This window comes from Clostridium simiarum, assembly GCF_018919175.1.
Classification (GTDB): domain Bacteria; phylum Bacillota; class Clostridia; order Clostridiales; family Clostridiaceae; genus Clostridium_L; species Clostridium_L simiarum.
Genome location: NZ_JAHLQL010000001.1, coordinates 1 through 24,865, shown reverse-complemented (window position 1 = coordinate 24,865; position 24,865 = coordinate 1). Strand labels below are relative to the sequence as shown.

The 24,865-nt window shown below is 29.0% G+C and carries 29 protein-coding genes and 1 pseudogene; 5 read left to right on the top strand and 25 right to left on the bottom strand.

Translation table 11 applies throughout. The features are described 5' to 3' along the window. Positions 1–110: 110 nt before the first annotated feature. Together KQI89_RS00145 and KQI89_RS00140 are read right to left on the bottom strand one after the other, a co-directional pair. Positions 111–2,444, bottom strand: coding sequence for an ABC transporter permease (locus KQI89_RS00145; protein ID WP_216455427.1), 2,334 nt, complete (start codon positions 2,442–2,444; stop codon positions 111–113). Then, on the bottom strand, positions 2,413–3,099 hold the full coding sequence (locus KQI89_RS00140) for an ABC transporter ATP-binding protein (RefSeq protein WP_216455426.1): 687 nt from the start codon (positions 3,097–3,099) through the stop codon (positions 2,413–2,415). Before KQI89_RS00140 ends, KQI89_RS00145 begins: the two co-directional genes overlap by 32 nt. Before the next feature lie 388 nt (positions 3,100–3,487). On the opposite strand from KQI89_RS00140, the gene KQI89_RS00135 reads away from it, so the two are divergent. Continuing rightward, positions 3,488–3,958 carry a pyridoxamine 5'-phosphate oxidase family protein gene (locus tag KQI89_RS00135; protein ID WP_032121165.1) on the top strand — a complete coding sequence of 157 codons (471 nt, stop codon included), beginning with the start codon at positions 3,488–3,490 and terminating at the stop codon, positions 3,956–3,958. Positions 3,959–4,136: 178 nt separating this feature from the next. On the opposite strand, the gene pfkB is transcribed toward KQI89_RS00135, so the two are convergent. Next, positions 4,137–5,042, bottom strand: a complete 906-nt coding sequence (pfkB, locus tag KQI89_RS00130; protein WP_216455425.1) for a 1-phosphofructokinase — start codon at positions 5,040–5,042, stop codon at positions 4,137–4,139. Between the two features lie 380 nt (positions 5,043–5,422). On the opposite strand from pfkB, the gene KQI89_RS00125 reads away from it, so the two are divergent. Beyond that, positions 5,423–5,770: a four-helix bundle copper-binding protein gene (locus KQI89_RS00125; protein WP_216455424.1), complete on the top strand. Its 348-nt coding sequence runs from the start codon at positions 5,423–5,425 to the stop codon at positions 5,768–5,770. A 158-nt stretch (positions 5,771–5,928) separates the two neighbouring features. Here KQI89_RS00125 and KQI89_RS00120 read toward each other — a convergent pair whose 3' ends face one another. Continuing rightward, positions 5,929–6,330, bottom strand: coding sequence for an SRPBCC family protein (locus KQI89_RS00120; protein ID WP_216455423.1), 402 nt, complete (start codon positions 6,328–6,330; stop codon positions 5,929–5,931). Between the two features lie 14 nt (positions 6,331–6,344). Then, positions 6,345–6,815, bottom strand: a complete 471-nt coding sequence (locus KQI89_RS00115; protein WP_216455422.1) for a pyridoxamine 5'-phosphate oxidase family protein — start codon at positions 6,813–6,815, stop codon at positions 6,345–6,347. Positions 6,816–7,033: 218 nt separating this feature from the next. Here KQI89_RS00115 and KQI89_RS17980 point away from each other — a divergent pair, with 218 nt between their 5' ends. Continuing rightward, positions 7,034–7,117 carry a putative holin-like toxin gene (locus tag KQI89_RS17980; protein WP_343216338.1) on the top strand — a complete coding sequence of 28 codons (84 nt, stop codon included), beginning with the start codon at positions 7,034–7,036 and terminating at the stop codon, positions 7,115–7,117. A gap of 264 nt (positions 7,118–7,381) precedes the next feature. Here KQI89_RS17980 and KQI89_RS17870 read toward each other — a convergent pair whose 3' ends face one another. The 5 genes and pseudogenes from KQI89_RS17870 to KQI89_RS00090 all read right to left on the bottom strand — a co-directional run bounded on the left by KQI89_RS17870 (position 7,382) and on the right by KQI89_RS00090 (position 10,716). Beyond that, on the bottom strand, positions 7,382–7,516 hold the full coding sequence (locus KQI89_RS17870) for a hypothetical protein (RefSeq protein WP_281418263.1): 135 nt from the start codon (positions 7,514–7,516) through the stop codon (positions 7,382–7,384). A gap of 128 nt (positions 7,517–7,644) precedes the next feature. After that, the gene (locus tag KQI89_RS00110; protein WP_216455421.1) at positions 7,645–8,223 is read right to left on the bottom strand and encodes a hypothetical protein; all 579 of its coding nucleotides are present in this window, start codon (positions 8,221–8,223) and stop codon (positions 7,645–7,647) included. A 248-nt stretch (positions 8,224–8,471) separates the two neighbouring features. Continuing rightward, positions 8,472–9,107 (bottom strand): HAD family hydrolase, encoded by a 636-nt coding sequence (locus KQI89_RS00105; protein ID WP_216455420.1) that lies wholly within the window; start codon positions 9,105–9,107, stop codon positions 8,472–8,474. Positions 9,108–9,563: 456 nt separating this feature from the next. Then, positions 9,564–10,160, bottom strand: a pseudogene (locus KQI89_RS00095) (DJ-1/PfpI family protein). Between the two features lie 28 nt (positions 10,161–10,188). Next, the gene (locus KQI89_RS00090; RefSeq protein ID WP_216455419.1) at positions 10,189–10,716 is read right to left on the bottom strand and encodes a flavodoxin domain-containing protein; all 528 of its coding nucleotides are present in this window, start codon (positions 10,714–10,716) and stop codon (positions 10,189–10,191) included. 646 nt (positions 10,717–11,362) lie between these two features. On the opposite strand from KQI89_RS00090, the gene KQI89_RS00085 reads away from it, so the two are divergent. After that, a complete protein-coding gene (locus KQI89_RS00085) occupies positions 11,363–12,313 on the top strand; it encodes a ketopantoate reductase family protein (RefSeq protein WP_216455418.1) in 951 nt (316 codons plus the stop codon). Between the two features lie 97 nt (positions 12,314–12,410). Here the strand turns inward: KQI89_RS00085 and KQI89_RS00080 are convergent, their stop codons facing one another. The 15 genes from KQI89_RS00080 to KQI89_RS00010 form a co-directional block, all read right to left on the bottom strand. After that, a complete protein-coding gene (locus KQI89_RS00080) occupies positions 12,411–12,575 on the bottom strand; it encodes a dTMP kinase (RefSeq protein ID WP_216455417.1) in 165 nt (54 codons plus the stop codon). Between the two features lie 221 nt (positions 12,576–12,796). Next, positions 12,797–13,261 carry a GNAT family N-acetyltransferase gene (locus KQI89_RS00075; protein ID WP_216455416.1) on the bottom strand — a complete coding sequence of 155 codons (465 nt, stop codon included), beginning with the start codon at positions 13,259–13,261 and terminating at the stop codon, positions 12,797–12,799. A gap of 618 nt (positions 13,262–13,879) precedes the next feature. Then, positions 13,880–14,344, bottom strand: a complete 465-nt coding sequence (locus KQI89_RS00070) for a YbaK/EbsC family protein (protein ID WP_216455415.1) — start codon at positions 14,342–14,344, stop codon at positions 13,880–13,882. A 123-nt stretch (positions 14,345–14,467) separates the two neighbouring features. Beyond that, a complete protein-coding gene (locus tag KQI89_RS00065) occupies positions 14,468–14,917 on the bottom strand; it encodes an NUDIX domain-containing protein (RefSeq protein ID WP_246582922.1) in 450 nt (149 codons plus the stop codon). 283 nt (positions 14,918–15,200) lie between these two features. Then, positions 15,201–16,049 carry a PhzF family phenazine biosynthesis protein gene (locus KQI89_RS00060; protein ID WP_216455414.1) on the bottom strand — a complete coding sequence of 283 codons (849 nt, stop codon included), beginning with the start codon at positions 16,047–16,049 and terminating at the stop codon, positions 15,201–15,203. 248 nt (positions 16,050–16,297) lie between these two features. After that, positions 16,298–16,777 carry a GNAT family N-acetyltransferase gene (locus KQI89_RS00055; protein WP_216455413.1) on the bottom strand — a complete coding sequence of 160 codons (480 nt, stop codon included), beginning with the start codon at positions 16,775–16,777 and terminating at the stop codon, positions 16,298–16,300. 132 nt (positions 16,778–16,909) lie between these two features. Beyond that, on the bottom strand, positions 16,910–17,593 hold the full coding sequence (locus KQI89_RS00050; RefSeq protein ID WP_216455412.1) for a DinB family protein: 684 nt from the start codon (positions 17,591–17,593) through the stop codon (positions 16,910–16,912). 304 nt (positions 17,594–17,897) lie between these two features. Next, positions 17,898–18,323 (bottom strand): GNAT family N-acetyltransferase, encoded by a 426-nt coding sequence (locus KQI89_RS00045; RefSeq protein ID WP_216455411.1) that lies wholly within the window; start codon positions 18,321–18,323, stop codon positions 17,898–17,900. 380 nt (positions 18,324–18,703) lie between these two features. Beyond that, complete coding sequence (locus KQI89_RS00040) at positions 18,704–19,093, bottom strand: VOC family protein (protein ID WP_216455410.1); 390 nt, start codon at positions 19,091–19,093, stop codon at positions 18,704–18,706. A gap of 870 nt (positions 19,094–19,963) precedes the next feature. Further along, positions 19,964–20,428 (bottom strand): glyoxalase/bleomycin resistance/dioxygenase family protein, encoded by a 465-nt coding sequence (locus KQI89_RS00035; RefSeq protein ID WP_216455409.1) that lies wholly within the window; start codon positions 20,426–20,428, stop codon positions 19,964–19,966. An 88-nt stretch (positions 20,429–20,516) separates the two neighbouring features. Next, the gene (locus KQI89_RS00030; RefSeq protein WP_216455408.1) at positions 20,517–21,017 is read right to left on the bottom strand and encodes a hypothetical protein; all 501 of its coding nucleotides are present in this window, start codon (positions 21,015–21,017) and stop codon (positions 20,517–20,519) included. 302 nt (positions 21,018–21,319) lie between these two features. Then, positions 21,320–21,871, bottom strand: a complete 552-nt coding sequence (locus tag KQI89_RS00025; protein WP_216455407.1) for a DUF7010 family protein — start codon at positions 21,869–21,871, stop codon at positions 21,320–21,322. Positions 21,872–22,096: 225 nt separating this feature from the next. Then, the gene (locus KQI89_RS00020) at positions 22,097–22,498 is read right to left on the bottom strand and encodes a GNAT family N-acetyltransferase (protein ID WP_216455406.1); all 402 of its coding nucleotides are present in this window, start codon (positions 22,496–22,498) and stop codon (positions 22,097–22,099) included. 182 nt (positions 22,499–22,680) lie between these two features. Continuing rightward, complete coding sequence (locus tag KQI89_RS00015; protein WP_216455405.1) at positions 22,681–23,427, bottom strand: aminoglycoside phosphotransferase family protein; 747 nt, start codon at positions 23,425–23,427, stop codon at positions 22,681–22,683. 163 nt (positions 23,428–23,590) lie between these two features. Then, positions 23,591–24,076 carry a GNAT family N-acetyltransferase gene (locus tag KQI89_RS00010; protein ID WP_216455404.1) on the bottom strand — a complete coding sequence of 162 codons (486 nt, stop codon included), beginning with the start codon at positions 24,074–24,076 and terminating at the stop codon, positions 23,591–23,593. A 495-nt stretch (positions 24,077–24,571) separates the two neighbouring features. Between KQI89_RS00010 and KQI89_RS00005 the strand changes: the two genes are divergently transcribed. Further along, positions 24,572–24,844: a hypothetical protein gene (locus KQI89_RS00005; RefSeq protein WP_216455403.1), complete on the top strand. Its 273-nt coding sequence runs from the start codon at positions 24,572–24,574 to the stop codon at positions 24,842–24,844. The last annotated feature ends 21 nt before the right edge of the window (positions 24,845–24,865 follow it).

Below are 24,865 nucleotides of genomic sequence, written 5' to 3'. Positions count from 1 at the left end.
ATCTCTATTTAGTAATAGGCCTATTCAAAAATAATATTTTACCCTTGAATAGACCTTTATTTTTTACCAACATAATCCTTAAATTACTATATATAATTATAATATTAGTTCTATTCCCTAAGCAAATTAATATCTCTCTTATTTATTATATTTCTAATAGGCAAATTAAAAGCTATTAAAGAAAGCACAAAGGCATTAATTAAAGTTATACCTACAGTGATTAATCCTACTTCTACATTACTTTTAAACATAGCTGAAATAAATAATTGAATGCTTAAATAATATACTCCTAAGAATAAAGCTGAACTAAGTATTATAAAGAAGAAAATTTTAACCCCTTGAGATTTAAGCAAAAAGCTATTTCCAAGTCCTAAGGCTCTTATTATCTCATCATCCTTTTCTCCTTGGCTGTAATTCATATAAAGCATATTTATATTAAATAAAACTGTTGATAAAACACATATTACAGAGAGTATTCTAAATATCTTCAAAAACTTTCCAAGTCCTGAACTTAAACTTTCACCTATTGAATTAATATTTATAACTGTACTGTCTTTTAATTTGTCTATAAACTTATCACTTTTAGATTTAACCATATAGTTTATACTTTCACCAATTTCTACCTTCTCTTTTAGTATACTAAGAGAATTTATACCCCCACAATCATATACTCCCTTTATTTTATACTGAAAAGTTCCCTTTTTTGTTTCAACAGAAAGCATATCTCCTATTTCCAAGTTATTTTTCTCTTTCATCTCACTACTTATAATTATGCCATTATCTCCCTGAAAAAGATCCTCACCTTCTTTAATTTTAAATTTCACATTGTAATCTTCCTTATTAACCTCATCTATGCTAACTGATTTATACATATTATTATTAAGAGTATTTTGTACCTTTCCAGATATACCAAAGGTTTTAGTATATGCTTCTACATCACTTTCATTATTCAAAATATTTTCTAACCCTTCATTATCTTTGCTTTCTGCTATATAATTGTAGGGCAATATTTTACTTAGAGAATTATTAAAGTTATCTTTTATAGAATCTTGAAGACTAAATCCAATTAATATAAACCACAAAGTTAGTGTTAAGCTTAATAAAACTAATATAAATGAGAAAAAGTTGTTTTTAATAGACTTTATACTGTACATTAAAACTGAATTTCTAAAATGTATTAATGATAACAACTTCACTACTAATGCTACTATGACTAAAAAAATCATAATCAAAAGAATTATAATTAAGCTGCTTCCAAGGGTTCCTATTGATCCAGAATAAATTGAATATGCTCCTAGAAATAATGGTAAACAAATACTTGTTATAATTACTATTTTTTTAGTACTTTTCTTTATAAGTTTCTCATCTTCTCTAATTATAGCTAGTGGCTTTATACTTTTAATTAGCATAAGTGCAATATTTATAAGCATGAAAAATATAATAATATTAAAAATAACACCCTTTAGTATTAGTGATATATTTTCCATTGTTATATTTCCTGTTTCTATTCCAACATAATTTAAAATAAATTTAGATACCCTATAACTTATGAGGCCTCCTAAAAATATTGGTACCGCAAGCCATAAAGAAATCTCTAGATTTAAAGCTCTTTTTATATCCTTAATATTCACTGATATCATTCTTAAAATAGCTATGTCTCTTTTTCTTTTAAGTATAAGCATTATGGTTGTACTTATTATAGCTAAAGCTGAAACAATATACCCAACTGTACTTAAAGTTCCTAAAACTGCACTTTGAATAGCCACTTGCCTTTCCATTCCACTTTTTTTATCCTTTATGGAAGTATAGATATTACTATGATCATATTTCATTAATTCCTCTTTTAATATCTCTCCATCTTGTCCACTTATATACATCATGTTTCTAGCCTTACTAATATTTAGTTTTTCATTTTGTTGTACCTTTCCATAGCCAAGAAGCTCTGCATCAGCATCTACTCCCATAGACATAGGTTCAATATCTTTAACTTTATATTTTAATACTCCACTTCCCAGGGTATCTAGCTCAACAAAATCACCCTTTTTCAAATTTAAACTATTTGCCAGTGTACTTTGAAGAATTATTTCATCCCTTTCTAAGGAATAATCTCCAGAAACCATGGTTCCTATAATTTTGTTAGACTGTTTTTTATAGTAGCAGGTGTTAAAACTAGAAGTTTTTATTTCTAAACCCTTTGTTTTAAGTTCCTGAATTTTGTCTTGAAACTCCTTGGTTTGTTCCCCTCTTAAAGATATATTTAAATCCCCACCATTTATTTTTCTTATATTATTTTCAAGATATCTTGTATTCTCTAAATTTATCTGTGGAATTACTAGAGAAATAGTTATGGTAATTAATATTGATAAAGTTGTAAAGAGAAATAGCAGCCTTTCCTTTTTTAATAGCTTAAGGTTATATATTTTGAATATTTCTATCCATCTCATGAAGTTCACCATCTTTCAAGTAGATTTTTCTCTCTCCAAGTTCCCCTATGCTTTCATCATGAGTAACTATTATAAGAGTGCATTTTCTCTCTTTTCTTATATTAATAAGTAGTTCAATAACCTTCTTTCCATTCACTGAATCTAATGCACCTGTTGGCTCATCACATAATATTACTTTAGGATTATTTACAAGGGCTCTAACTACTGAAACCCTTTGAGCTTCACCACCTGATAGTGAGCTTACCTTGCTATTATATTTATGTGAAAGTCCTACTTTATCTAAAAGCTCTTTACATTTCTTCTTTTTAGAGCTATAGCTTTCTTTACTATTCATAGCTATAATTAGATTTTCCAGCGGTGATAAGCAAGATATAAGATTAGAATTTTGAAAGATTAATCCTATATTATCTCTTCTATAGTTGTCCAATGCCTTTTCATCCTTAAAATTCAGCTTATTATTGTTGTAATAAACCTCCCCTGTTGTTGGCTCTATAAGAAGAGCCATTATATGCAGCATTGTAGATTTCCCTCCACCTGAGGGCCCCATAATAGTTAAAAAATCTCCACCTTCTATTTCTAAATTAATATTTTTCAGTACAGTTTGCTTTAACTCTCCACTGTAAAAATCTCTACTTAAATTTCTTATACTTATCATAATTTCACTCCATTTCTTTTGGCTACTAAATTTATAAAAGCTTCATTCTTCTCCTTATATAAGTAGCTTTCTTAAAATTTCTTATTGCTACTAAAGCTTATAAAAATTTCTTATTAGCCTACACTTTTAACAATAACTATGAAAGCTATAGAATTAATTAAGTAAAAATAAAGAAAAAATAAAGTTGAAAAACTCCTATGTATTTTAATAATAATATCTTATTAAGTATGTATAATATTTCTATGGCTTTTACTTAGCAAAAGGGCATTGAACTATGATTTTTCATGGATTATTCAAGTACAGTGGATACATAAAATATACTATTTTGAAAAATTTATGGTATAATATGTTATAGGTTATAAAAAATATAATTAATTTAGGGGGGCTTATGTTTAGAGAATTAAGAAATTCAAAAAGGCAATTAGAAGATCATCATTTAGAAAGAATACTAAATGAAGGAGAGTACGGAGTGCTAGCCACCATAGGAGAAAATCAATATCCCTATGCTACACCTTTAAGCTATGTGTATATAAACAATGCCCTATATTTTCATGGTGCTTCAGTAGGGCATAAACTTGATAATATTAAATTTAGTGACAAGGTTTCCTTTTCTGTGGTGCAAAACACAGAAGTTTTACCTGCAAAATTTACCACAAGATATGAAAGTGTTATTGTATTTGGAAAAGCTTCAACTGTAGCAGATGAAGAAGAAAAGAAAGTAGCTCTTATGGCATTTATAGATAAATATTCTCCTGAATTTAAAAAAGAAGGATCAGAATATATAAATAGAGCAGCTTCAAAGACTAATATTGTAAAAATAACTATTGATAGGGCAACAGCTAAAGGAAATTTAAAATAGATCAAGTGATTACTGTACTGAATTTAAAAAAGATAATGATAAAAGGATAATAGGTTCTGTTGGTTTTACTGACCCTTACTTTGTAGATCTTATTTTAAAGAAAGTTATACATAATGACTGGTGGTGCATGGCATCACCAGTTATTATTATCTCCCTTTTATGTAGCTAAGGCGATTTTTTATATAATTTGCTTTAATAATTCTTCTATAAATTCCTTTTTAGCTAAACCTTCTGAAAATGCACTGGCACTGCCTGTAGCAACTCCCATCTTAAAGGCTTCCTCTAGTTTATTATTCTTTAAATATCCTGCTATAAAGCCTGCCACCATAGAGTCTCCAGCTCCTACAGAATTTTTCAACACACCCTTAGGTGCATAACTTCTTATTACATCCCCTGTAGAACTTATAAATATGGCTCCCTTTGAAGCCATTGAAATAAGAACATTCTCTCCGCCCATTTCCTGAAGTTTTTTTCCGTAATATATTATTTCCTCTTCATTTTTAAATTCTACATTAAACAACTCTGCCAGCTCATGATGATTTGGCTTAATTAAAAAGGGCTTATATTTTAGTACATTTAATAAAAGTTCTCCTGTAGCATCTACCACAAATCTTATGTTTTTTCCCTTAAGTCTCTCCATTATACTTTCATAAATATTCTTTGGAAGAGTATTTGGTATACTTCCCGCAAGCACTAAGAAGTCCCCTTCTCTAAGAGCACCTAGCTTATTAAATAATATGTCCAGTGCCTCCTTATATATCTCAGGTCCTCTTCCATTTATCTCGGATTCCTCACTTGATTTTAACTTTATATTTATTCTAGATATGCCCCTATTTAACTTAATGAAATCTGTTTTACATCCAAAGGCTTTAACTCTTTTCTCTATTTCATCACCTGTAAAGCCCGCTATATATCCAAGAGCTATGTTTTCTATATCTAAATTATTTAGAATCATAGAAACATTAATTCCCTTTCCCCCTGCATAAACCTGTTCATAACATGTTCTATTTACATCTCCCAGCTTAAAATCCTCAACCTTAACTACATAATCTAAAGCTGGGTTAAAGGTAATAGTATAAATCACCTATAGCCACCTCCAATATTTCTCTTAACTCTTTAATCAATTGTCTATCTATTATATTACGACTATTTTAAAAACAAATTAATCACTTTCATTAAGAAACATTCCTTTATTATCATAGTAATTTAACATATAGTCAATTTTATTTTCTTCCTGTCAATGACTAATTATAATTTTTAGTTCATAGAATAAAAGTATAACTATTTAAATATCCTATGTGAAAGTTTAAATCTATCATTTAACTTTATCATGGAAATATTTAACTTTGCACATAATATATAGTATGACTAGTTTATTTAGTAAAAGGTGATTTTGATGTTACCTTAATTTTACATATAATATATAATATAAAAGTTTAAAAAATTATAAAATGGGGTGTGAAAATGAGAGTAGCAACTATGACCACAAACAATTATCAAAGATGTATTGATGAATGTAATAGATGTGCAAAGGTCTGTTATGAATGTTTTGAGGCCTGTGTTAATGAACCTGATTTAAACACAAAAGGAAATTTGGTGAAAACCCTTATGGAATGTGCAAAAATGTGTGAAATGTTAGCAGAGCTTATGTCCATCAATGATCAATTTGCAAAAGAACATTGCAGATTCTGTGCTAGCATTTGTGATAAATGTGCACAAGAATGTGGAATCTTTAAAGATGACCATTACCAAAAATGTGCACAAGAATGTAGTGCTTGCGCTAAAGAATGTAGAAAAATATCTGATATGTAATACTCTTTAATAATTTAGTAAATTTTATTTTCTTAGGGAAATATGCTTTCATTGAATTTACCACAATCTATGGCAGTTAGTAACTTTATTATATTACTAACTGCTTATTTATATTGTATTTAATAAAACAATGTTATTTATTTCTACTTCGTAATTAATTACATATCCTCCAATAATCTCTTTAAATCACTTACATATGTTGATTGTTGTTTTTTCAAATATAATCCTACAAAAGGTTTCATAATCATTTTCTTTGGTGTCACATTTTCCGTAAAGTCAATGATGGTTTTACCATTTGATTTTGAAAACACTCCTATCCAATTACCATGCATATTTTCATTGTCCATATCAAACTCATATCTGTTTAAAGGTTCAAATTTAGTAATAGTAAAAGTGGTTGAATATCCGTTTTTTGTATATTCTATAAATTTCTTTCCAGCCTCTAAAACTTCAACCTTACTTAAATCAGAACGCCATGTATAATCTTCAAGAGAAGTAACAATACCCCAAACAGTTTGGATATCTCCATTTAACTCAAGTTTTATATTTGCAACTGCCATACTTAATCCACCTTTTAAACTACTGGTTCAATATCCAAATCAAAGGGAAATTCTTTAGCCTCTTTTAGTTGAAAATTTACTTTATATCCTATTCCATCTTTATAGAAAAATCCTTCTTTAAGGTCAATTTTTACGTAACACATATTTTCATCATTTTCATTATTGTGTGCAAAATACCATGGTTCAAATACTTTAATTAATTTTTCTCTTATCTCTGTATTTTCTAATAATAATGGATGTCCAATATTATAAGCATTACCACTGAAACGATAAAATTCATTGCATAGTGAAACTTGACTATTATCCTCTAATTCTCGAACCTTTTGTGAATTTGAGTACGTAACTACATAAAATGAACCATCCTCAAAAAAAGTATCAACAAATCGAACTGATGGTGTATTATCCTTCACAGTAGCCATTGCAAAATGACAATCCTTTGCAAATAATTCATTCATAGTATATAAAGCCTTTTCATAAATTCCCATTTTAATCCCCCTACAACTTTCTATTTATTAAGTAAATTTCCAATAACTCACTAACATAATTATAACATAAGTTAATAATACTTTTATATCCTTTCCTTATGTTACAGATTAATTTTTTCTAATTATTTTGGTTCTGCACATATACGGTTCTCCGTAACTACTCTAAATGAGGTTTTTCCATTTTATTTTTCTATATATATTTTACATAAGAGGTTTTAATGTTACTATTTACTGGTGGTTTGTTTTTATTAGCACTATTAACATTTATACTGTTACTTATAGATAAAATATCAAAAAAATAGTAACCCCCACTGGCAATTGGATGCTACTATTTTTTATTCCTATAAAATATACTGATACCAGTTGCCTAAGCAACTAGAATTGTATATCAGTAGAGTGTGGACCACCCTACTTTTTTATTATCTCCATTTCTTACTAGAATTCTTAGAAACTTGTTTCTTTAGAATTCTGTACTCCGCAGCTTGCCTGTGGAGTTTCCTTAATAATATTATATTAATTTTTTATAAAAAATAAACATATATAATTTTTATATTTAAAGACTTCCTTCAACTAACTACAAATTTGGTAGAATTTCGCTCCACATCCCACGCATAATATCCTTGTATACACATTCCTTCAATATTTATCCATAATTGATATACACTATCATAATCCTCAATAGACATCAATTTTATTTTCATATTTTTTCTCCTTCTTAATTAATATGAATTGCGACATAAAAAATATTTGTTTTTTATTGCTGATTCGTCTATTTTGAAACATTGCGAAGTAAAATAACTTCTAATTATGTTTATTAGTGGAAACTGTATCAATTAAACTCAAAAACAAATTCACATGGTTTTTCACCTCCACTGTTAATCGGAGACGAAATAATTTTCTTTGTTTTCAGTTTAACATCCAACATTAATTGTAAATGGCGGCGAAATGACCCAGCACAACATAAACAGTATGATAAAGGCATATCACGGTCATCAGAATTGCTTTTTGATAGAGCAAGGTCTGAAACTTTCACATCTTTACAAACGTTGGCTGAACAAACGCATGAATACTTATCATTGTTTTTATAAACCATTACCGCATTCAAAGTACCGTCATTATTTAAGGCCACACTTTCGGAAGCAAAGATCTTACTATTGAGATGGAGTATTTTTTCATTTAATGATTTGCCAGTCAATTTTTTACCGATTTTTTCACATTTTTTTAGATATTCTTTGCCGCCCAAACAGGCACAAGAATCTAGAATTTCATACATCATATCAGAATCAAGTAAAGTTTCCATCCGTGTAATGACTTCTACTAAATCTTCGTTTCCAATAATTTCCCTTATAAGTTTTTTGTCAATATTATTTTGTTCTAATCGCTTTCTAATTCCATAAACTCTTGCCACTTTATTTCCCCCCTGAATTATATAAATAATCTGCAATTTGACTTATTTTACAATTTCGATATAACTTAAGGATAATTATAGCACGTATTACATATAATCTTAATTATAATCAGACATGTACTTATACCTTAATTTATTTTATAAATACCGTATTATTCAGTTTCCAAAGAACATTATTCGCATTTTCAATTTCAAATGTTACTTCGCAATATTTTCAAATCCTGAATTATACACGCTTTGTATTATCCTCATAATATGTATTTAAGAATGTCTGTTAAATCCTCTGTATCAACTGCATACATTGCACTCATCTGAACTTTGGTAGAACTATTAATAGCAATAGACTTTCCGCAGTATCCAAAAATCGGAATATCTGTTAAGCCATCGCCTACAGCAATACATTCTTCAGGTTTTATATCGTTATTTCTACAAAAATATTGTAAGCATTCAATTTTTTGTTCAGCCCCAACGTAACTAAGAATTTTCCCTGTAAATACTCCTTCAACCACTTCGTAATCACTACCAAAATAATCATCAAACCCCCAAATGTTACAAACGACTTTAGCTACTTGTTTTGGACCCACAGTAATAACAATGCACTTAATACTTCGTTTATGTAATGCCTCAACTACACTCTTGATATTTTTTAGAGGTTTTGCAATCTCTAAAAAAGATTCAGCGATTTCACGCTCTTCAAGACCTAAAAGTAATTCTGCTCTAAGATAATCTGCTGATATGTAGTCGATAATTCCTTTCTCTTCCTGTTCTTGAATGAAAGAGTGCTCTTTTTCTTTTCCATTTAAAATGCATGGTAACATAACAGAATGTATTTCTCTAATCAGAGTATCATCCAAATCAAAGCAAACAAGTTTCAATTTTCCCATTCTATATACCCCCTAATCCAATATAAATCATCTTAAACTTCGCAATATCCTACTGTTGCCACATATTCACTGCTATTAGCAAGAAACTTATACCCCCTGACCAAAGCCAGCTTTTTCATCCTACAAATTTGGTAGAATTTCGCTCCACATCCCACGCAGAATATCCTTGTATACGCCATTTTGTAGTAACATTATCCCAATGCGAGAAAACTCCTCAGTATTCAGATACAAACCACCTGAGCAGGATGTATGCCCATGCTGGCAGGTATTCCATTGAGGATTCACAATTTCCAACATATCAAATATACGAGGCTTTAAATAATCCAGCATTATTTTGCCACTCACTTTTTCTACAATCCGACCAAGCATGTAAGTACATAAATCCTCATAATAGAAATCTGAACCTGCTTCTTTTTTCATTTCTGTGATAAAAAAAGCTCTGCTCTACCTTTGGAATTATTTAGAAAATGGATCATATTTGCTATCTTCATTCCAAAAATATTCAATTCCTTGACTAATCTCCACTGCTTTTTCCTTTCCAATAAGGTCTTCTATAAAACCTAAGGCCATGTCCATTCCAGCAGATACACCTGAGGATGTATATATGTTGCCGTCCTTTACCCATCTTGCTTCTTTTACCCACAATACATTTTAACCTTGCTCTGTAACCCATTTAAATGCCCTTTTGTTTGTTGTTGCTCTTTTTCCATTTAGTATTCCAGTTTTAGCAAGTAAAGCGGAACCTGTACATATACTAATTGTATATTTTGATTCCTTGGAAATGTTTTTAATGAAATTTATAAAATCATTATCATGAACTTTTTCCCTTGTTCCACGGCCTCCTGGCACAAGTAAGATTTTCTCTATCCCCTCTTCATTCATATATAAATTAGTATCTACTCTTACATTTTGAGAACTTTCAACAAGTCCTCCATTTACAGATATAAAATTTAATTTAAAAATATCTGGTAAACTCCCAAGTATTTCAACAGGACCAAATACATCTAAGGTTTCAAATTTATCAAATAAAAGTACATCCACTCTGTAGACCATAACATCCCCTCCATAAATGTTTTGTGTATTATAGAGATTTCACATATTTTAGCAATGGATCAATCTGCTGGCGGCTTGAATAATCATAAGAATTTTTGATTGCTTCTTCAGTTCCTCGTTCTACATCAGACTTGTTTTTTGACATTTTTAACATAATTTTCAATATGCCCATCAGCATTTTATCTGCACCTTTCATTTTTTCATAGTTCATACCACTTTGAAAATAGAAAAATGGTAGATTTTCATTTTCTGGAACATTATTTTTCCTGAATTTCTCTACTTCTTCAGGAATAGGCGCCGTTCCACCTGTTGCAAAGATAACAATTTGTTTATCTTTAAATGCAGAAAGGTTGTCCTTAATAAATTTTATACCATTTATTTTACCGGCGTGCATACCGCCGCCAAAAATAATGATATCATACTGGTTTAAATTCAAAGAGTTAGTCTCACTTAAGGATATTGCTGTGCAACCCAAAGCCTCACTAATCCACTCTGAATATTTTTGTGTAAATCCTGTATTAGATTTGTAAATAACAACAACTTTTTTATCGTTCATAATGCCACTCTCCCATACTAAGAAAATATACATTGTCTTCGTTAAATTTAAGTTTACCTTGGCTTTATTTACCTATTATAAGTAAATTATAACATATTTTTCTAATATCCTATTACTAAATTTTCAAATAATATTATTTATATTTCTAATTTCAATAGTTAGTTTGTGCTCTTTCTGAAGTATAAATTAAACTCTATCTAAGCATCTGTAATAAATAAAATATTACTGTATTTTCATTAAACTTTTGTATTTCATTATCTTCAAACTTTAAAATTGCTTAATAACAAGATATTCTAGCACTATCTTTAATAGCTCACCCTTTCGACCTATAAATTACTTGTAAAATCTTTTTTCTTTGCCTTCATTATCCAATAATGTAGATTTAATGATATAATCATTAGTATAATGTTATAATATAATTATTAATCATATTAAGGTGAAATTCTTTACATAGCAAACTTAAAAGTTAGATGTATAGATTTAAAGAGATATCTATGAAATTCTTATCAAACTATATGGTTTGTTATAAATCACTTGAAAACTTTAATAATCATAAAGAAATGGTTGCTACATTTGTATAACAATTCTGTGCATAAAATTGTATATTATTAATAATAAAAAATAAATATGGTGATAAGGAGATATTATGAGGATATTAATTTATGGTGCCGGAGTAATAGGAAGTATTTTTGCTGGAAAACTCTTTTCTGCTGGAAATGATGTTACCCTCCTTGCAAGGAATAACCGATTTAAAATGCTGAAAAATGATGGACTTAAAATAAAAAATATAAAGAAAGGAAAAATTGAACATTATCCTATAAAAGTTATAGATACTTTACAAACTAACGATATTTATGATTATATTCTAGTTACTATGCAATTTAAGCAGGTAGAAAATGTCCTGCCCATATTGTCTAAGAATAATAGTGATAATGTTGTTTTATTTGTAAATAATCCATGTGGTTATGATAAATGGAAAGAATATCTTGGCAAAAGGTTAATGGTAGGATTCCCTGCCTGTGGTGGGGAAGTTATAAATAATGTTACAGAATATTATATAAGTAAGGGATTAACAAGAGGATTTCAAACTACAACCTTTGGAGAAATTGATGGAATTTATACTAATAGATTACATACAATAGTAAATCTTTTCTCTAAGTCTAGTATTCCATCTGTTATTTCAGATAATATGGATAATTGGCAAAAATGCCATTTAGCAATTGTTTCTCCTATTGCTAATGCAATTTATAAAAATAATGGAAATATAAAAGCATTAGCAGCCAATAAATCTGATATTGAATTAATGATTAAGGCTACAAGAGAAGGTTTAAATGCACTAAAAGAATTAGGTTTAAAAATTGAACCAAGAAAAATAAACTTCTACTATATGCCTATATTATTATTAAAATTTATTTTTGCAATTGGACTAAAAACTAAAATTGCTGATTTTAGTATGGCCAAACACGCTAATAACGCCAAGGAAGAAATGATGGAGTTACAAAAAACATTTGAAGCATTAATAAAGGATACTATGACCTACAAAGATGATATATATTTATTAAGCAAGTATATTAACCCATACTTAATTAATTCATAATATATATCATATTAACCCTTTTTCTTTAAGTAAAGTATCAATTAGTTTAATGCAATCAGAACTTACTTCTTCAACACTCTTATTAGCATCTACTACTTTAATTGATATTTCTTATTTGTTCTGAAATATTCACTCCTCCGGGTTCTCTTGTAACAATATATTTAAGACCTTTCTCCTTTAAGTATTTTTCAGTCTCTTTTATGATAGTTGATTTTCCGCCCCCATCTATACCTTCTTTAGAAATTATAAAACCTCTATTCATAACAGACCCTCCTATAAAACTTGATTAATAATCTCCCTTCATATCTGTTGCATATAATATGCTCTACTTGAATTATGTAATATAGTCAACAAAATTTAAAATTGGTATAGATGTAGCTAAGTAAAATGCCACAGAATTCAGCCTTTGAATAATACGGTATTATGAATAAATTATTTAATTGTATATTGATTTCATCATTTAAAAATATTGAGAACTAAATGCTATTCACTTATCTGTTCTAAAATTACTCTTCTTTTATAAAAACCATATCTTTTATAAAATTCTAAAGCATTTTCATTTCCTTCTGCTACTCCAATTATCTTTGTTTTTACTTGGTTGCTGTTTAGCCAATCTAATGCTCTATTCATCAACTTATCCCCTAAGCCGTACTTACGATATTCTTTTTCAACAAAAAGAGAATCAATTTCCCCAACTAATTCTTTATTAACTGTGCTAATACAATAAGCAATATTTAAGTCTTTTTCTACATCTTTAATTAAATCTACTTTGACTTCTAAATTGTTATCATTAACAAACTTATTTTTTCTAACCTCAAACTCAAGGTTTATGAATCTACTTTGGAAATAATTTGAGTTAACTTCATGGTGTTTATTTAATTTTTCCCATAAAGGTTGTACAAAATCAAGTAATTCTATACCTCCAGTTACAAATTCAAAATTATTCATATTTAATTCCCCTTTATATCCAGAATATTATACATTTATGTATTAACTAATAAGAAAAGTCTAGTATACTTACTAGTATATTGTATTAATTTTCAATATACTAGAGATAATTTTTTATAATATTGAGATAGCCATACCCCCTTCGCCTATAGCTCCTAACCCCACAAATACATGTAAAGCAAATAATAAGTTATATACTTTTTTCATTTCTATTTACCTCTTAAATTATTATATAATTATATCAATATTCTACTATTGCTTACTTTATGAAAATACTAACTAATAATCCTAAATTAATTATAACATATTTTGTAAATGATCCATTACTCAATTTTCAAAGAATATTATTTACATTTCTAATTTTAATAGTTAGGTTATTCTTTTTCTGAAAGAGTATATAAAAAATACTGTAAATTCAAATTTATGAATAATACAGTATCTTAAATAGTTATTGGTTTTTTCTACTTGAGCTATCTAATAAGAATGCTATTTTTTTCTATTGTACCAAGCTTCTCTATATTTAAATATAGCTAATGTTACAGTATGAAAATCTATATAATTTAATAAGATGTACTTCCTCCTTTTTATGAGTATTAAAAAACTGGATACAAGATTAATTTATTTTCTTACCCGAACTACTTGCCCTTTATTTACCTGTTGTAATATTTTTGTTGAAATTTTTGTTAAAGAATAAGGAGAGCCTCCCCCAGTATAAACAAACTCTACTTCCATAACCTTTGGGTCAATTAAAAATATTGCTTCATATCCAAAGGATGGTACTCCACCACATATGTATCCAGTATTAACCAGTATTTCTTCAGGAGTTGCAACTCTTGGAGCTTCTATATTTAATGCTTTTGCTACCCTTGATGTACTTGCCCTATCTTCCCCTTTAACAATAGCAACAATAAGATTTCCTTGATTATCTATCATACATATATTTTTTACGAAATCTTTTGGAGATGCATTAGCTGCTGATGCTGCTTCTTCTATAGAATGACAAGTACTCTCAAAAATATATTGTTCTGCATTTATGCCATTCTCCAATAAATATTGCTTTAATTTTTCTTCGAATTCTTTCAAGCTTATCCCTCCAATGAATTTTAGATATATTATACAATAATATTTCCTCACATACTACCAATAAAACGTATTTTAAGGACAATGTGGATTTGTCTAACTAAGAATTATTCTAATTCTATGAGATTATTCCATGCTTTCGTTTCCCAGATAAACCTCTGTTTTCCTATTATTAAAAAGATTAATTATTTGCAGGCGAAGTTTTGACGGATACAGAGGTTCGTTAATTAAGTTTTCAATAGAAAGCCACTGAAATCCTATTTGGTTTTTATCTCCATGTATTTCTGCACCCTCTATTTCTCTAACATAATCACATAAGAATACTAAATCAACTCTGTGAAATGATTCTCCATATAAGCCTTCTACTACAAACACCAGTGATTTCGGCTCTACAATTATACCCATTTCCTCTGCACATTCACGTTTTAGTGTCTCAGGAAGCAATTCTTCTACTTCCTGACCACCACCTGGCATAATATAAAAAATATCACCATTGTCATTGATTTTTGATACTAATATTTTTCCCTCTTTAATAATCAATGCCTTGGCAGAATTACGTATTTTTCTTTCCATCATCTTTCTCCCTCAATATTTTTAATATAAATATACTTAACTTTGAAATATTTTAAAGTTATATCTTAGCTTATATAAAAATCATAGCATATTTACATTTTATTGCATTATCTCTTTATATTAATTATAGAAACTATTTTTTATTTTGTAATATACCATTATTTAATTTTCAAAGAATATTATTTATAATTCTAATTTCAATAGTTACGTTGTAATCCTTTTGGATTGCGCAATAAAAAAATCGCAAACTCAATACCTTGAATAATGCGATTTTTTACGTTTATTATTATAGTAAAATAGTTCCCTTTGCCAAAATAGCTACCTCTCCAGACACTAACATTTCTTTTTCAGAAATGCTCATAGAAACCTTAATCTTACTGGGTCTACCGACAAATCTTCCTTGATTTATTATAATCTCATGACCTACATTAAAAATATTATGCTTATATAAATATGCACCTAATGGTCCAGCTGCACTTCCTGTTGCAACATCCTCAACGTTTCCTTGATTATCCCAGGTCCGTCCTTCTATATAATTCACATCAAATATATAAGCAAATTTAGCACCTACTTCTTTTAACATTTCTTCAAATTTAGAAATAATTATTTTTGCATTCTCTATTCCTGAAGTTAATGGTACTAATAAGTATGGTAATCCTGTTGATACAACTTCCATAGGAAATTCTTCGCTTAAATTCTCTTCTGACAAGTTCAATGCATGTACATATTTATTTCTCTTCTCTTTTGAAACTTCACAGAGGAATTCCGCTTTTCCTTGATTCATTTGTACTTCATAATACTCCTCTTTCTTTTTTGAATTAACTATAATTGTTTTTTGATTTAATTGAAATGTAATTGCTATATCTTCTTCATCTCTAAAAATATGACTATGAATAGTAGCAGCTGCTCCCAAAATAGGATGCCCCGCAAAATCCAATTCTTCATCTACTGTAAAAATTCTTGCATTAAATATACTATCATCTATTCTTCTCACAAAAATTGTTTCAAATTGCTTAAACTCTTGTGTTAATTTCAACATAAGATTATCTTCTAATTCCTCATTACAAAAAACAACAGTTAATCCATTGCCAGATAAAATTTCATTGCTAAAAACATCAACATGAAAATATTCCATTTTAATTCCTCCTTATATAAAAAATATAATTAACATTTATTTTACCTAAAATTATAACATATAGTGTAAATACCGTACTATTCAATTTTCAAAGATCTGTTTCTATTAATTAGTTCGAAATAATTTCAAATTACGTTATATATTTAAAGTGCAACATAAAAACACCCCAAAATTCAATTCTGAATAATGCGGTATTTTAATACGTTATCTATTTTTCACTTAATAATTCCTAACTGATGAATTAGAATTTATCGTTGTAAATAATTTATCATAATATATTCTTCTTCGTTTTCACAGAAAACTTCAAACCCTACTTTCTGATACATCTTTACTGCATAATTGGCTTTTTGCACTGAAAGAGAGACTTGCTCGTATCCACTTGCTTTCAGTATAGAAATCATTTTTCTCATCATAGCTGTTCCTATTCCTAATCCACGATATTCTTTATACAGAGAGATAGCAAATGATGGTGTTTCATCATTGATGTGTCCATAGTCATTCATAATACGCACCCAAACCACACCTATTACTTTTCCGTCCGTCTCTGCAATCAAGGCTCTATCATGTTTCCAGCTTCCAAAATCTGAAACATAAACTTGAAATTCAGGAATATTTATTATAGACTTGGGTGGTGCTTCTATGCCTTCTGGTATAAAAATTGATTCATACAAAAAATCACTTAGCAAGGAATATTCAGATTTTTTTATTTCTCTTATTATATAGTCCATATTCAACCTCCAAATTCCAATTTATTCAACCTAAATAAATTATAACACATATTTCCATACCGCATTATTCAATTTTCAAAGATTCATTGTTCACGCTTTTAAAGTAAAACGTTATTTCGAAAATATTTCACATTATGACTTATTCACCTTAGATTTCTTTTTTGCACTTAAAGATTCATTTATATGAACCACCTGATGTCTTGTCACTGGCATTAATATAATTCCCGACACATTTTTTCTTCCCCAAAAATCAATAAGCCAATTAGAGGCTTCCACATCTAATACTGCTTCCTCATCTAATATACGTTGTAATCTATGTTTATCAAATTTTCTTTTCATATCCTGAGCGGAAAGACTTTTTATTATATCTCTTGTTCTTCTTCCTACTTCAATTCTATAATTTTTTAATTCCTGCACATTTATATCTTTGCTAAATTCCATTATTTCATTTTGAGACATTGCATTACCAGTATCTATAATTTTTGAGTTTATTCTTTCCTTCCAATTTCCCCCGTTAAATATCTGTTTATCTCCTGCAACCAATAAATTCATCGTTATGTCCTCTATTCTGGTGGAGTGCCAAATACCATATGCGATAGTACGACCTTTTTCATTTTTTAAAGTTTTGAATGCATTTTCATCTAGTCCTTCCCATAGTTCATCTTCAAAAGTTTTTTTATCTGTTCCCGACATAATTGACGAATGAACCATTGAATGTAAACTTAAAGACAGGCTTTTACTTTCTTCAATTCTATCTGGCCTTAAAATTATTTCTCTTAATTGCTTAATTTTATTATTCCATGGCTTTAAATCCATTTAATATTCTCCCCTTTTATTAGTTCGGAATCCCCTACTGCTCTGACTTGATTCTGTTCAAATTATAACATATATTTCATATTTTTACATAAACACTTTGCACAGCTTAATAATTATCCCTATTATTAAATCTTCAAAGACCATGGTTCCTAATACATTTTTAATAATTAGCAGGCATTTTTTCAAATTACGTTATACTTTTAAATTTGCAAATAAAAATACCCCATATTCAAGTTGAATAATAGGGCATTTAAAGAAATTGTTTAATTTTATAATGTTTTACCTGTCATAAAAAGATGTTAAACTATATATTCTTTTTCATATAATAACGCTTATGCTCTGATGGACAATCATCCAATACACCAAAAACCTCATATCCATGTTTCAAATAAAAATCTTTTGCTTGAAAATCAAAGGTATCTAAATGAACTAATTCACAACCTTTTTCCTTGGCAATCTTCTCCACTTCATTTAAAAGTGCCGAACCATACCCATCTTTTCTAGAATCTTCTTTTACCCACAAAACATCTATATATAGACAATTCCAGCAATATAATACACTATTTATTCCTGCTATTATATCTCCCTCTAAATTTTTTATAACCCTATTAATTGGTAAAAAGCTTGGTTCTTGGGTAAAAGGTACTTTTGAATAATTATATTCAACTATTCCATTATCAACTACTTGGCATCCTTCTCTTGTACTTTCTTCAATAACAAAATTATTCATTTGGTTCCCCCCTACTATAATCAAATTATACGAGACACATGGTGTAATGCCAAGGGGTTATTACACCATGTGTCTTACTTAACCTACATTCCTTAAATTAAAATCTATTCTATGGTGAAATATTATAAATTAGACTTTGAGTATTAATTCTGCTTTTACACCATATAACGCAATATATAAAAAAGTTCTTTATATGATTATTTAGTGGCAATAATATCAAAATTTTTTGAAACATATTTATTTCCTTTTTCTAATAAACAGTCTTTCCTCCTTATATAAAAAGTTGATTAAAGCCATATTCAGAGGTTATATGTGGCTCATGCTCTGCCCTTTTATCATTAATTTTAAATTTGCTACCCATAATCCATACACGCCTTTTATTAAGAGGTTATTTCAACCTTCATCCTATCTGGATCTTCAAAATACACCGCATAATGATCTGCTCCACCTGCATAAGGGTGCTTGTCTTCATATAATATTTTAACGCCCCTCTCTTTTAACTTTAGTGTAATTTCATCTACAAACTCTCTGCTTCCACCATGAAAAGCAAGATGATTTAACCCTGCTCTACATCTATGGTAAGGTATATCTAAGAACCTGTCCTCCACTTGGACAAACACAATGTAGGTTCCTCCTAAAATATAACTTATGCCTTGCTGCCAATTCTGATATTCTCTATACCCAAGTTTTTCTAATAACCACCCCCAGAACTCTTTGCTTTTATTTAAATCTTTTACATAAATCTCAATATGATGTAATGTTCCTTTCATAATTCCCTCCTATTTTTCTGCCTATATAAGAATATTATTACTGTTACTAAAATACCAACTAAACTCATGTATTCTTACTTTCTTTTTTATGGTCAACACATTCTTGTATTCCTAATTAACTTAGATTTTATAAATTTAAACTTTAATTTCAAATTCAATCATAGTGTATCCGTTTCCTCTAACACTTGATTTTTATCAACCTATTTTACTTCTACAATATTTCTTTATGCTAATTTTAATATGTTCCAGTATAATTTGCATAACTAATGAAATATGGTTATCTTTCTTTAAAGTCCTATATTTTCACAGTTTATCTTAATTATACTATATCTAAAGAAAAAGAGTTTTTATAATTAAAAGCGGCTGTTTTAAAATGATTCTTTAAATCATTACAAAATACAGTCACTTTTATTTTTATCCGAGCCCTACCATTGCTGATGTATTTATAGGAAACTCATCTTCATACCTTCAGATGAGTAAGCGATTCACACAAGATCACAGATCTTGGTTCTCTGCTTAGGAAACTCATCTTCATACCTTCAGATGAGTAAGCGATTCACACAAGATCACAGATCTTGGTTCTCTGCTTAGGAAACTCATCTTCATATCTTCAGATGATTACTGGAAGAGTAAGCGACTACCATCAAACCATAGGTCTTTGGTATCTGCTTAACCGATTCGCACAAGATCACAGATCTTGGTTCTCTGCTTAGGAAACTCATCTTCATACCTTCAGATGAGTACTGGAAGAGTAAGCGACTACCATCAAACCATAGGTCTTTGGTATCTGCTTAACCGATTCACACAAGATCACAGATCTTGGTTCTCTGCTTTTGCTCCATGACAATTTTTTATTTAAGATAATACTCATTATCCTTGTTTACACATTTCAACAAATTCAATGGGATGTTGAATAATTTTTGAGGTTTCGTCTATGGAATAACCCTCAGCAAGATAACGTCTTGCTATAACTGCCATAGATTCTCCTATCTCTATAATATGATGGTCTGGGTCATAAATACGAACAACACGTTGTTGCCACTGATATTTCTTAGGTTGATGGACATATTCAATGCTTCCGTAATCTTTAATTTTATCCATAAATCCATCAAAATCCTCTACCTCAAAATACAACTCCATGTTATTTGACTTCTCCATAACAGACTCAACAGGCAAATCTGTAAGCCATGCAAAATCCTCTTGTATTGCAAATCCTCCACTAAATGTCAGGTTTCGCCCTAAATCAAGAATAACCTTTTGATCAAAAAGTTCTTCATAGAACTCCTTGGAAACCTTAACATCTTTAACTGCTAATAGTGCCAATTTAAATTCCATATAAATCCCTCCTTTATATAAATAATATTTGTTCTATAATAATTTTACCCTGCCCTCATAATATAAGAAAATAGCGAAATAACTCAACTTACACTCCATAAAATTTCTTTTCTAATTTAGCTATAATCTTCAGAATAATACTTTCAGGAAATTTATCTTCTAACCTTTTTATAATATTGAGAATAATATTTGTAGGAAATAAATGCTGTTTAAACAATATAATAGTTGATAAAAAGGCTTCCACTAAACCTATTATAAAAAATATAACATGTAGATAAATAATCATTTCAAGCATTATGCATTGAACAATAATCCAGACTACTAAAGCCCAACTAATAATACTGCTTATATACCCCTGATATTTTGATTTAAAAATAATTGATACAGCACTAAATACATTTCCAAGTCCAATTACTGTAAATAAAATAATTCCAGGTATAAGGAAATTACTAAAAGGTGAATTTCTTAAAGTGTCAGTGGACATCCCCCCTGGCCCCTGTGGGTTAAGAATAGCCATCCCCCCTCCGCCTATAGCTCCTAACCCCACAAATACATGTAAAGCAAATAATAAGTTATATACTTTTTTCATTTCTATTTACCTCTTAAATTATTATATAATTATCTCAATATTCTACTATTGCTTACTTTATAAAATACTAACTAATAATTATAAATTAATTATAACATATTTTGTAAATATACCCATTAATCAATTTTTAAATAATATTATCTATATTTCTAATTTCAACAGTCAGGTTACGATCTATTTGAAATGCGTCATAATTTAAAATAAAAATACCGCATACTCATTTCTGAATAATGCGGTGCTTAAGTAATTTGTCCGTTTTTTCAGTTGTGGCATTAAATAAGAAAAGTATATAATAGGTGTGATTAAAGGTTACATTTAAAATCCGACATAAGTTTGTTGTTCTCAAATGTCAAGCTAATGCTAAACAAAACTTCTATTACCACCATCATAATTGCAAGCATATAAGGTTCGAAGTTTATACCAACTATAAGAGATAAAATCGGTATTAAAATAGCTAATACTGTATAAGACTTGGATTTATAAAGCCAACCATATGGCAACAGATGTGCTCCAAAAATTATTGCTATTACCATTAGCATTTTTTCAGGTATAGTTGGATATATCCACATGGCAATCAGTAAATATAGCATTTGATTTACGGAAAAAAGAACTCCCAAATTAGTTAACGGATTTTCTTTATTCTGAAAATCAACCTTTATTATTTTAGATATAAAAAATGCTAAAGGCATTAATGGCGCCGTAGCGCAAAATGTAAGTAAGTTCTTAGTTAAAATAGGTATTGATGTTAAATGAATAATTAGTACAACACACCAAATAATAATTGATGCTAATATAAAATGTAACCCTTTCTTTTGCTTAATAGCACAGCATAAACGTAATTCTTCTAAGCTCATATTCAATCCCCCATACAAGTAAAATATAGATATTCTTTATTGCACAATTCTACAATTATTTATTAACATATAGAAATTATAGCAGATTTTCCATATCATTAACATCGTATTATTTCACTTATAAGTTATAATTCCATTTTTAAACACCGTATTATTCAATTTTCAAAGAACATTATTCCTGTTATCAATTTTTATTGTTATGTCTTAATATAAGAATATTGCGAGCTACTCATATCTATAAAAACGGTTATTTTGATTATATGAAAACCCGAACTTTTTATAGAACTTATCAAGTCCACTTATAGCAATCAGTCCAATAATAGCACCTTCTGTACAATTATTATTAATATAATCTATAATCTTTTCCATAATTAATGTGCCAATTTTTTGTTTTTGATATGATGGATTTACCATTATATCCTGTATATAAAAAACTGTACCTCCATCTCCAATAATTCTTCCGAACCCGACTATATTGCCTTTGTCTTCTGCACAAACACAGTAAATTGAATTATCTAGACCTTTTTTTATTTTATCACGTTTTAATATCTTCCAACCAATAGAATTCCTTAATTGAATATACTCTTCAACTGTTGGTTCTTTTTCGATTATAGCAATATTCTTCATCTTCTTACTTTACCTCATTTCAAGTTATTAATATTCATAATTCGCAATTTAATACTATTCCGTCATAATATACGAATATTACAAATTAACCCTATCCCCTCATTATGCTCATTACCCATCAGTTAATCACTTACCATATTATTACTTGTTTTTAGAATATCAGAATTCTATCCTTCAACATTTCACCTTATATTTAGTTCCTCATTAGGGCATTCTCCCTTTCTAACGGTGATGATAACTGTTAGATAATCCTGTATCCTCTCTCTTGTAACATTCATTTGTATAAGATACAAATCTGCCAGGGTTTTCTTAAATTTTAAAAGCATTTCCCTATGCTCTAATTCCACTGGCACTGGTGTATATTCTATAAGGAATATAGTTCTTGCAACATCATACAAAAAGTCTCCATGACACAGATTCATAAAATCTATAACGACTGCATGTCCATTGGATATTAGTATATTACCTGGATGGAAATCACCATGGCAAAGTGCACTTCCATCTGGTAATTTATCTATACTTTGCAATACTTCTTCTTTACTCAAATTAACTGATGGTTCCTTTGGTATATGAAGTTTTAAAAAATCCTTGTAATGGGGTACATTATTAATGCTATTTTGAAGCATTGCCTTATGTAGCTTTGCCATATGTACTGCACATTTCTCTACATCACCAGTTTTTATAACCCAATCCAGTAGGGATTCACCTTCCACCCTATCATATATAATGCCCATTCTCTCTTTACAAGAGATTATTTCATACGCCTTTGGTTTTGCAAAATTCATATTTCTTATGGCCATTGCATTATGAAACTCTTTTTCTACGGATTTTTTAGGATATCCTTCATAGAAAAGCTTAAGAACTTTACCTTCTTCCCATTCATATACAGTTGCTGTATTACCTACACCAAGCATCTTGCCGCATTTCATTTATTTTTCTCCTAACCCTTTATTCTCTCATTAATCCTTATCATAATTATAAAATAACTTTTAATTCTGATTAATTTATTTATCACTCATAAGATAAGAAGACCATTCTTATACTTTCTCTAAATCATTAATTTAGAAAACATTGAATTAATGGATTTCTTTCTTAACATAGAGTCATAACCCAAAATTCAGTTTTCCCAATGTCTGATATTCTTTCAAAAGAACTAACTTTCTTGAAGCCTACCTCTTCATATACTTTTATTGCACGCTTATTAAAACTTGCTACAGTCAAACGAAAACCTTTTGCCCCTAGGTGATTTCGAGCAAAATCTAAACCATTATTAAAAAAATTAACTCCTAGCCCTTCACCACACAAATCTGGTTTCATCCCTAAACCAACATCAATAATATCTTTAGAGTCATAAACTCCAAATCCCTTTCCTGCTGGAACTTGAGCAGACTCATTAAAGCAATAGTAACCTATAAGATTGTTTTCCCTGTCCGAAGCTGAAAAATAATCACCATCAAGAAGTTCATTTATACATTCATCAGTTTCATCCATACTATAAAGTGAATATGGTTCATTATAAACCCACTTTGAAATTTGCTTTGCTTCATCATAATTCATTTGTTTTATATTTAGTTTCATATTACTCCCCCGTATATTAAAATTTTTATACTGCTTTATTAACATTAATCATAGGTAACAGTTTGGTCATATTATACAATAATTCATAATTATTTCCAGTATATCACTACTAATAGAATAAAAATAGAAGTTAATGACTTTAAATAAAAATATTTATGTAGCAAATATATGTTTGTATATTTTTCATTATCAATGCGAATTATATAGATAGGATTAATCTACAGTAGAAAGAAGATTTAGATATGGATTATAATAAAATAGAAGATTACGTACTAAAGAAGGCTATGGAATTTAAGTAAGTTCCCCAATTTTATATTTTGATAAACGAACTTACTCATTCCACGATGGAGAAGGAATTTCCTTTAAAAAGATCTATTAGAATAAGGAAACACTCTGTTAATAGGTGTAAGTTCCACTGACTAAAAAGAGTAAGGGACTACCATCAAATCGTAGATTTGGATACCTCCTTAATTGACTCACACAAGATCATAGATCTTGGTTCTCTACTTAGGAAAAGATCAATTAACAGGTGAGGATATTGTAAGCCTAAGTTTCATACCTTTGATGAATGGAAAAGAAAATAAAAGCAAAAGAACTCTAGATAGTATAAAGCTAGCTGGAAAAACTTCTGAAGGAAATGGCAAATTGCAGTGTTTAAGTTTACTATATGCTTTGTCGGACAAGTTTGGAGATGTAATAAGTAAAATTACATTTTTATATGGTTCTAATCTATTTGTCTTCTCTCCAATCATATTTACCGCTAGGTAAGTTTATCTTATGACCATTAAT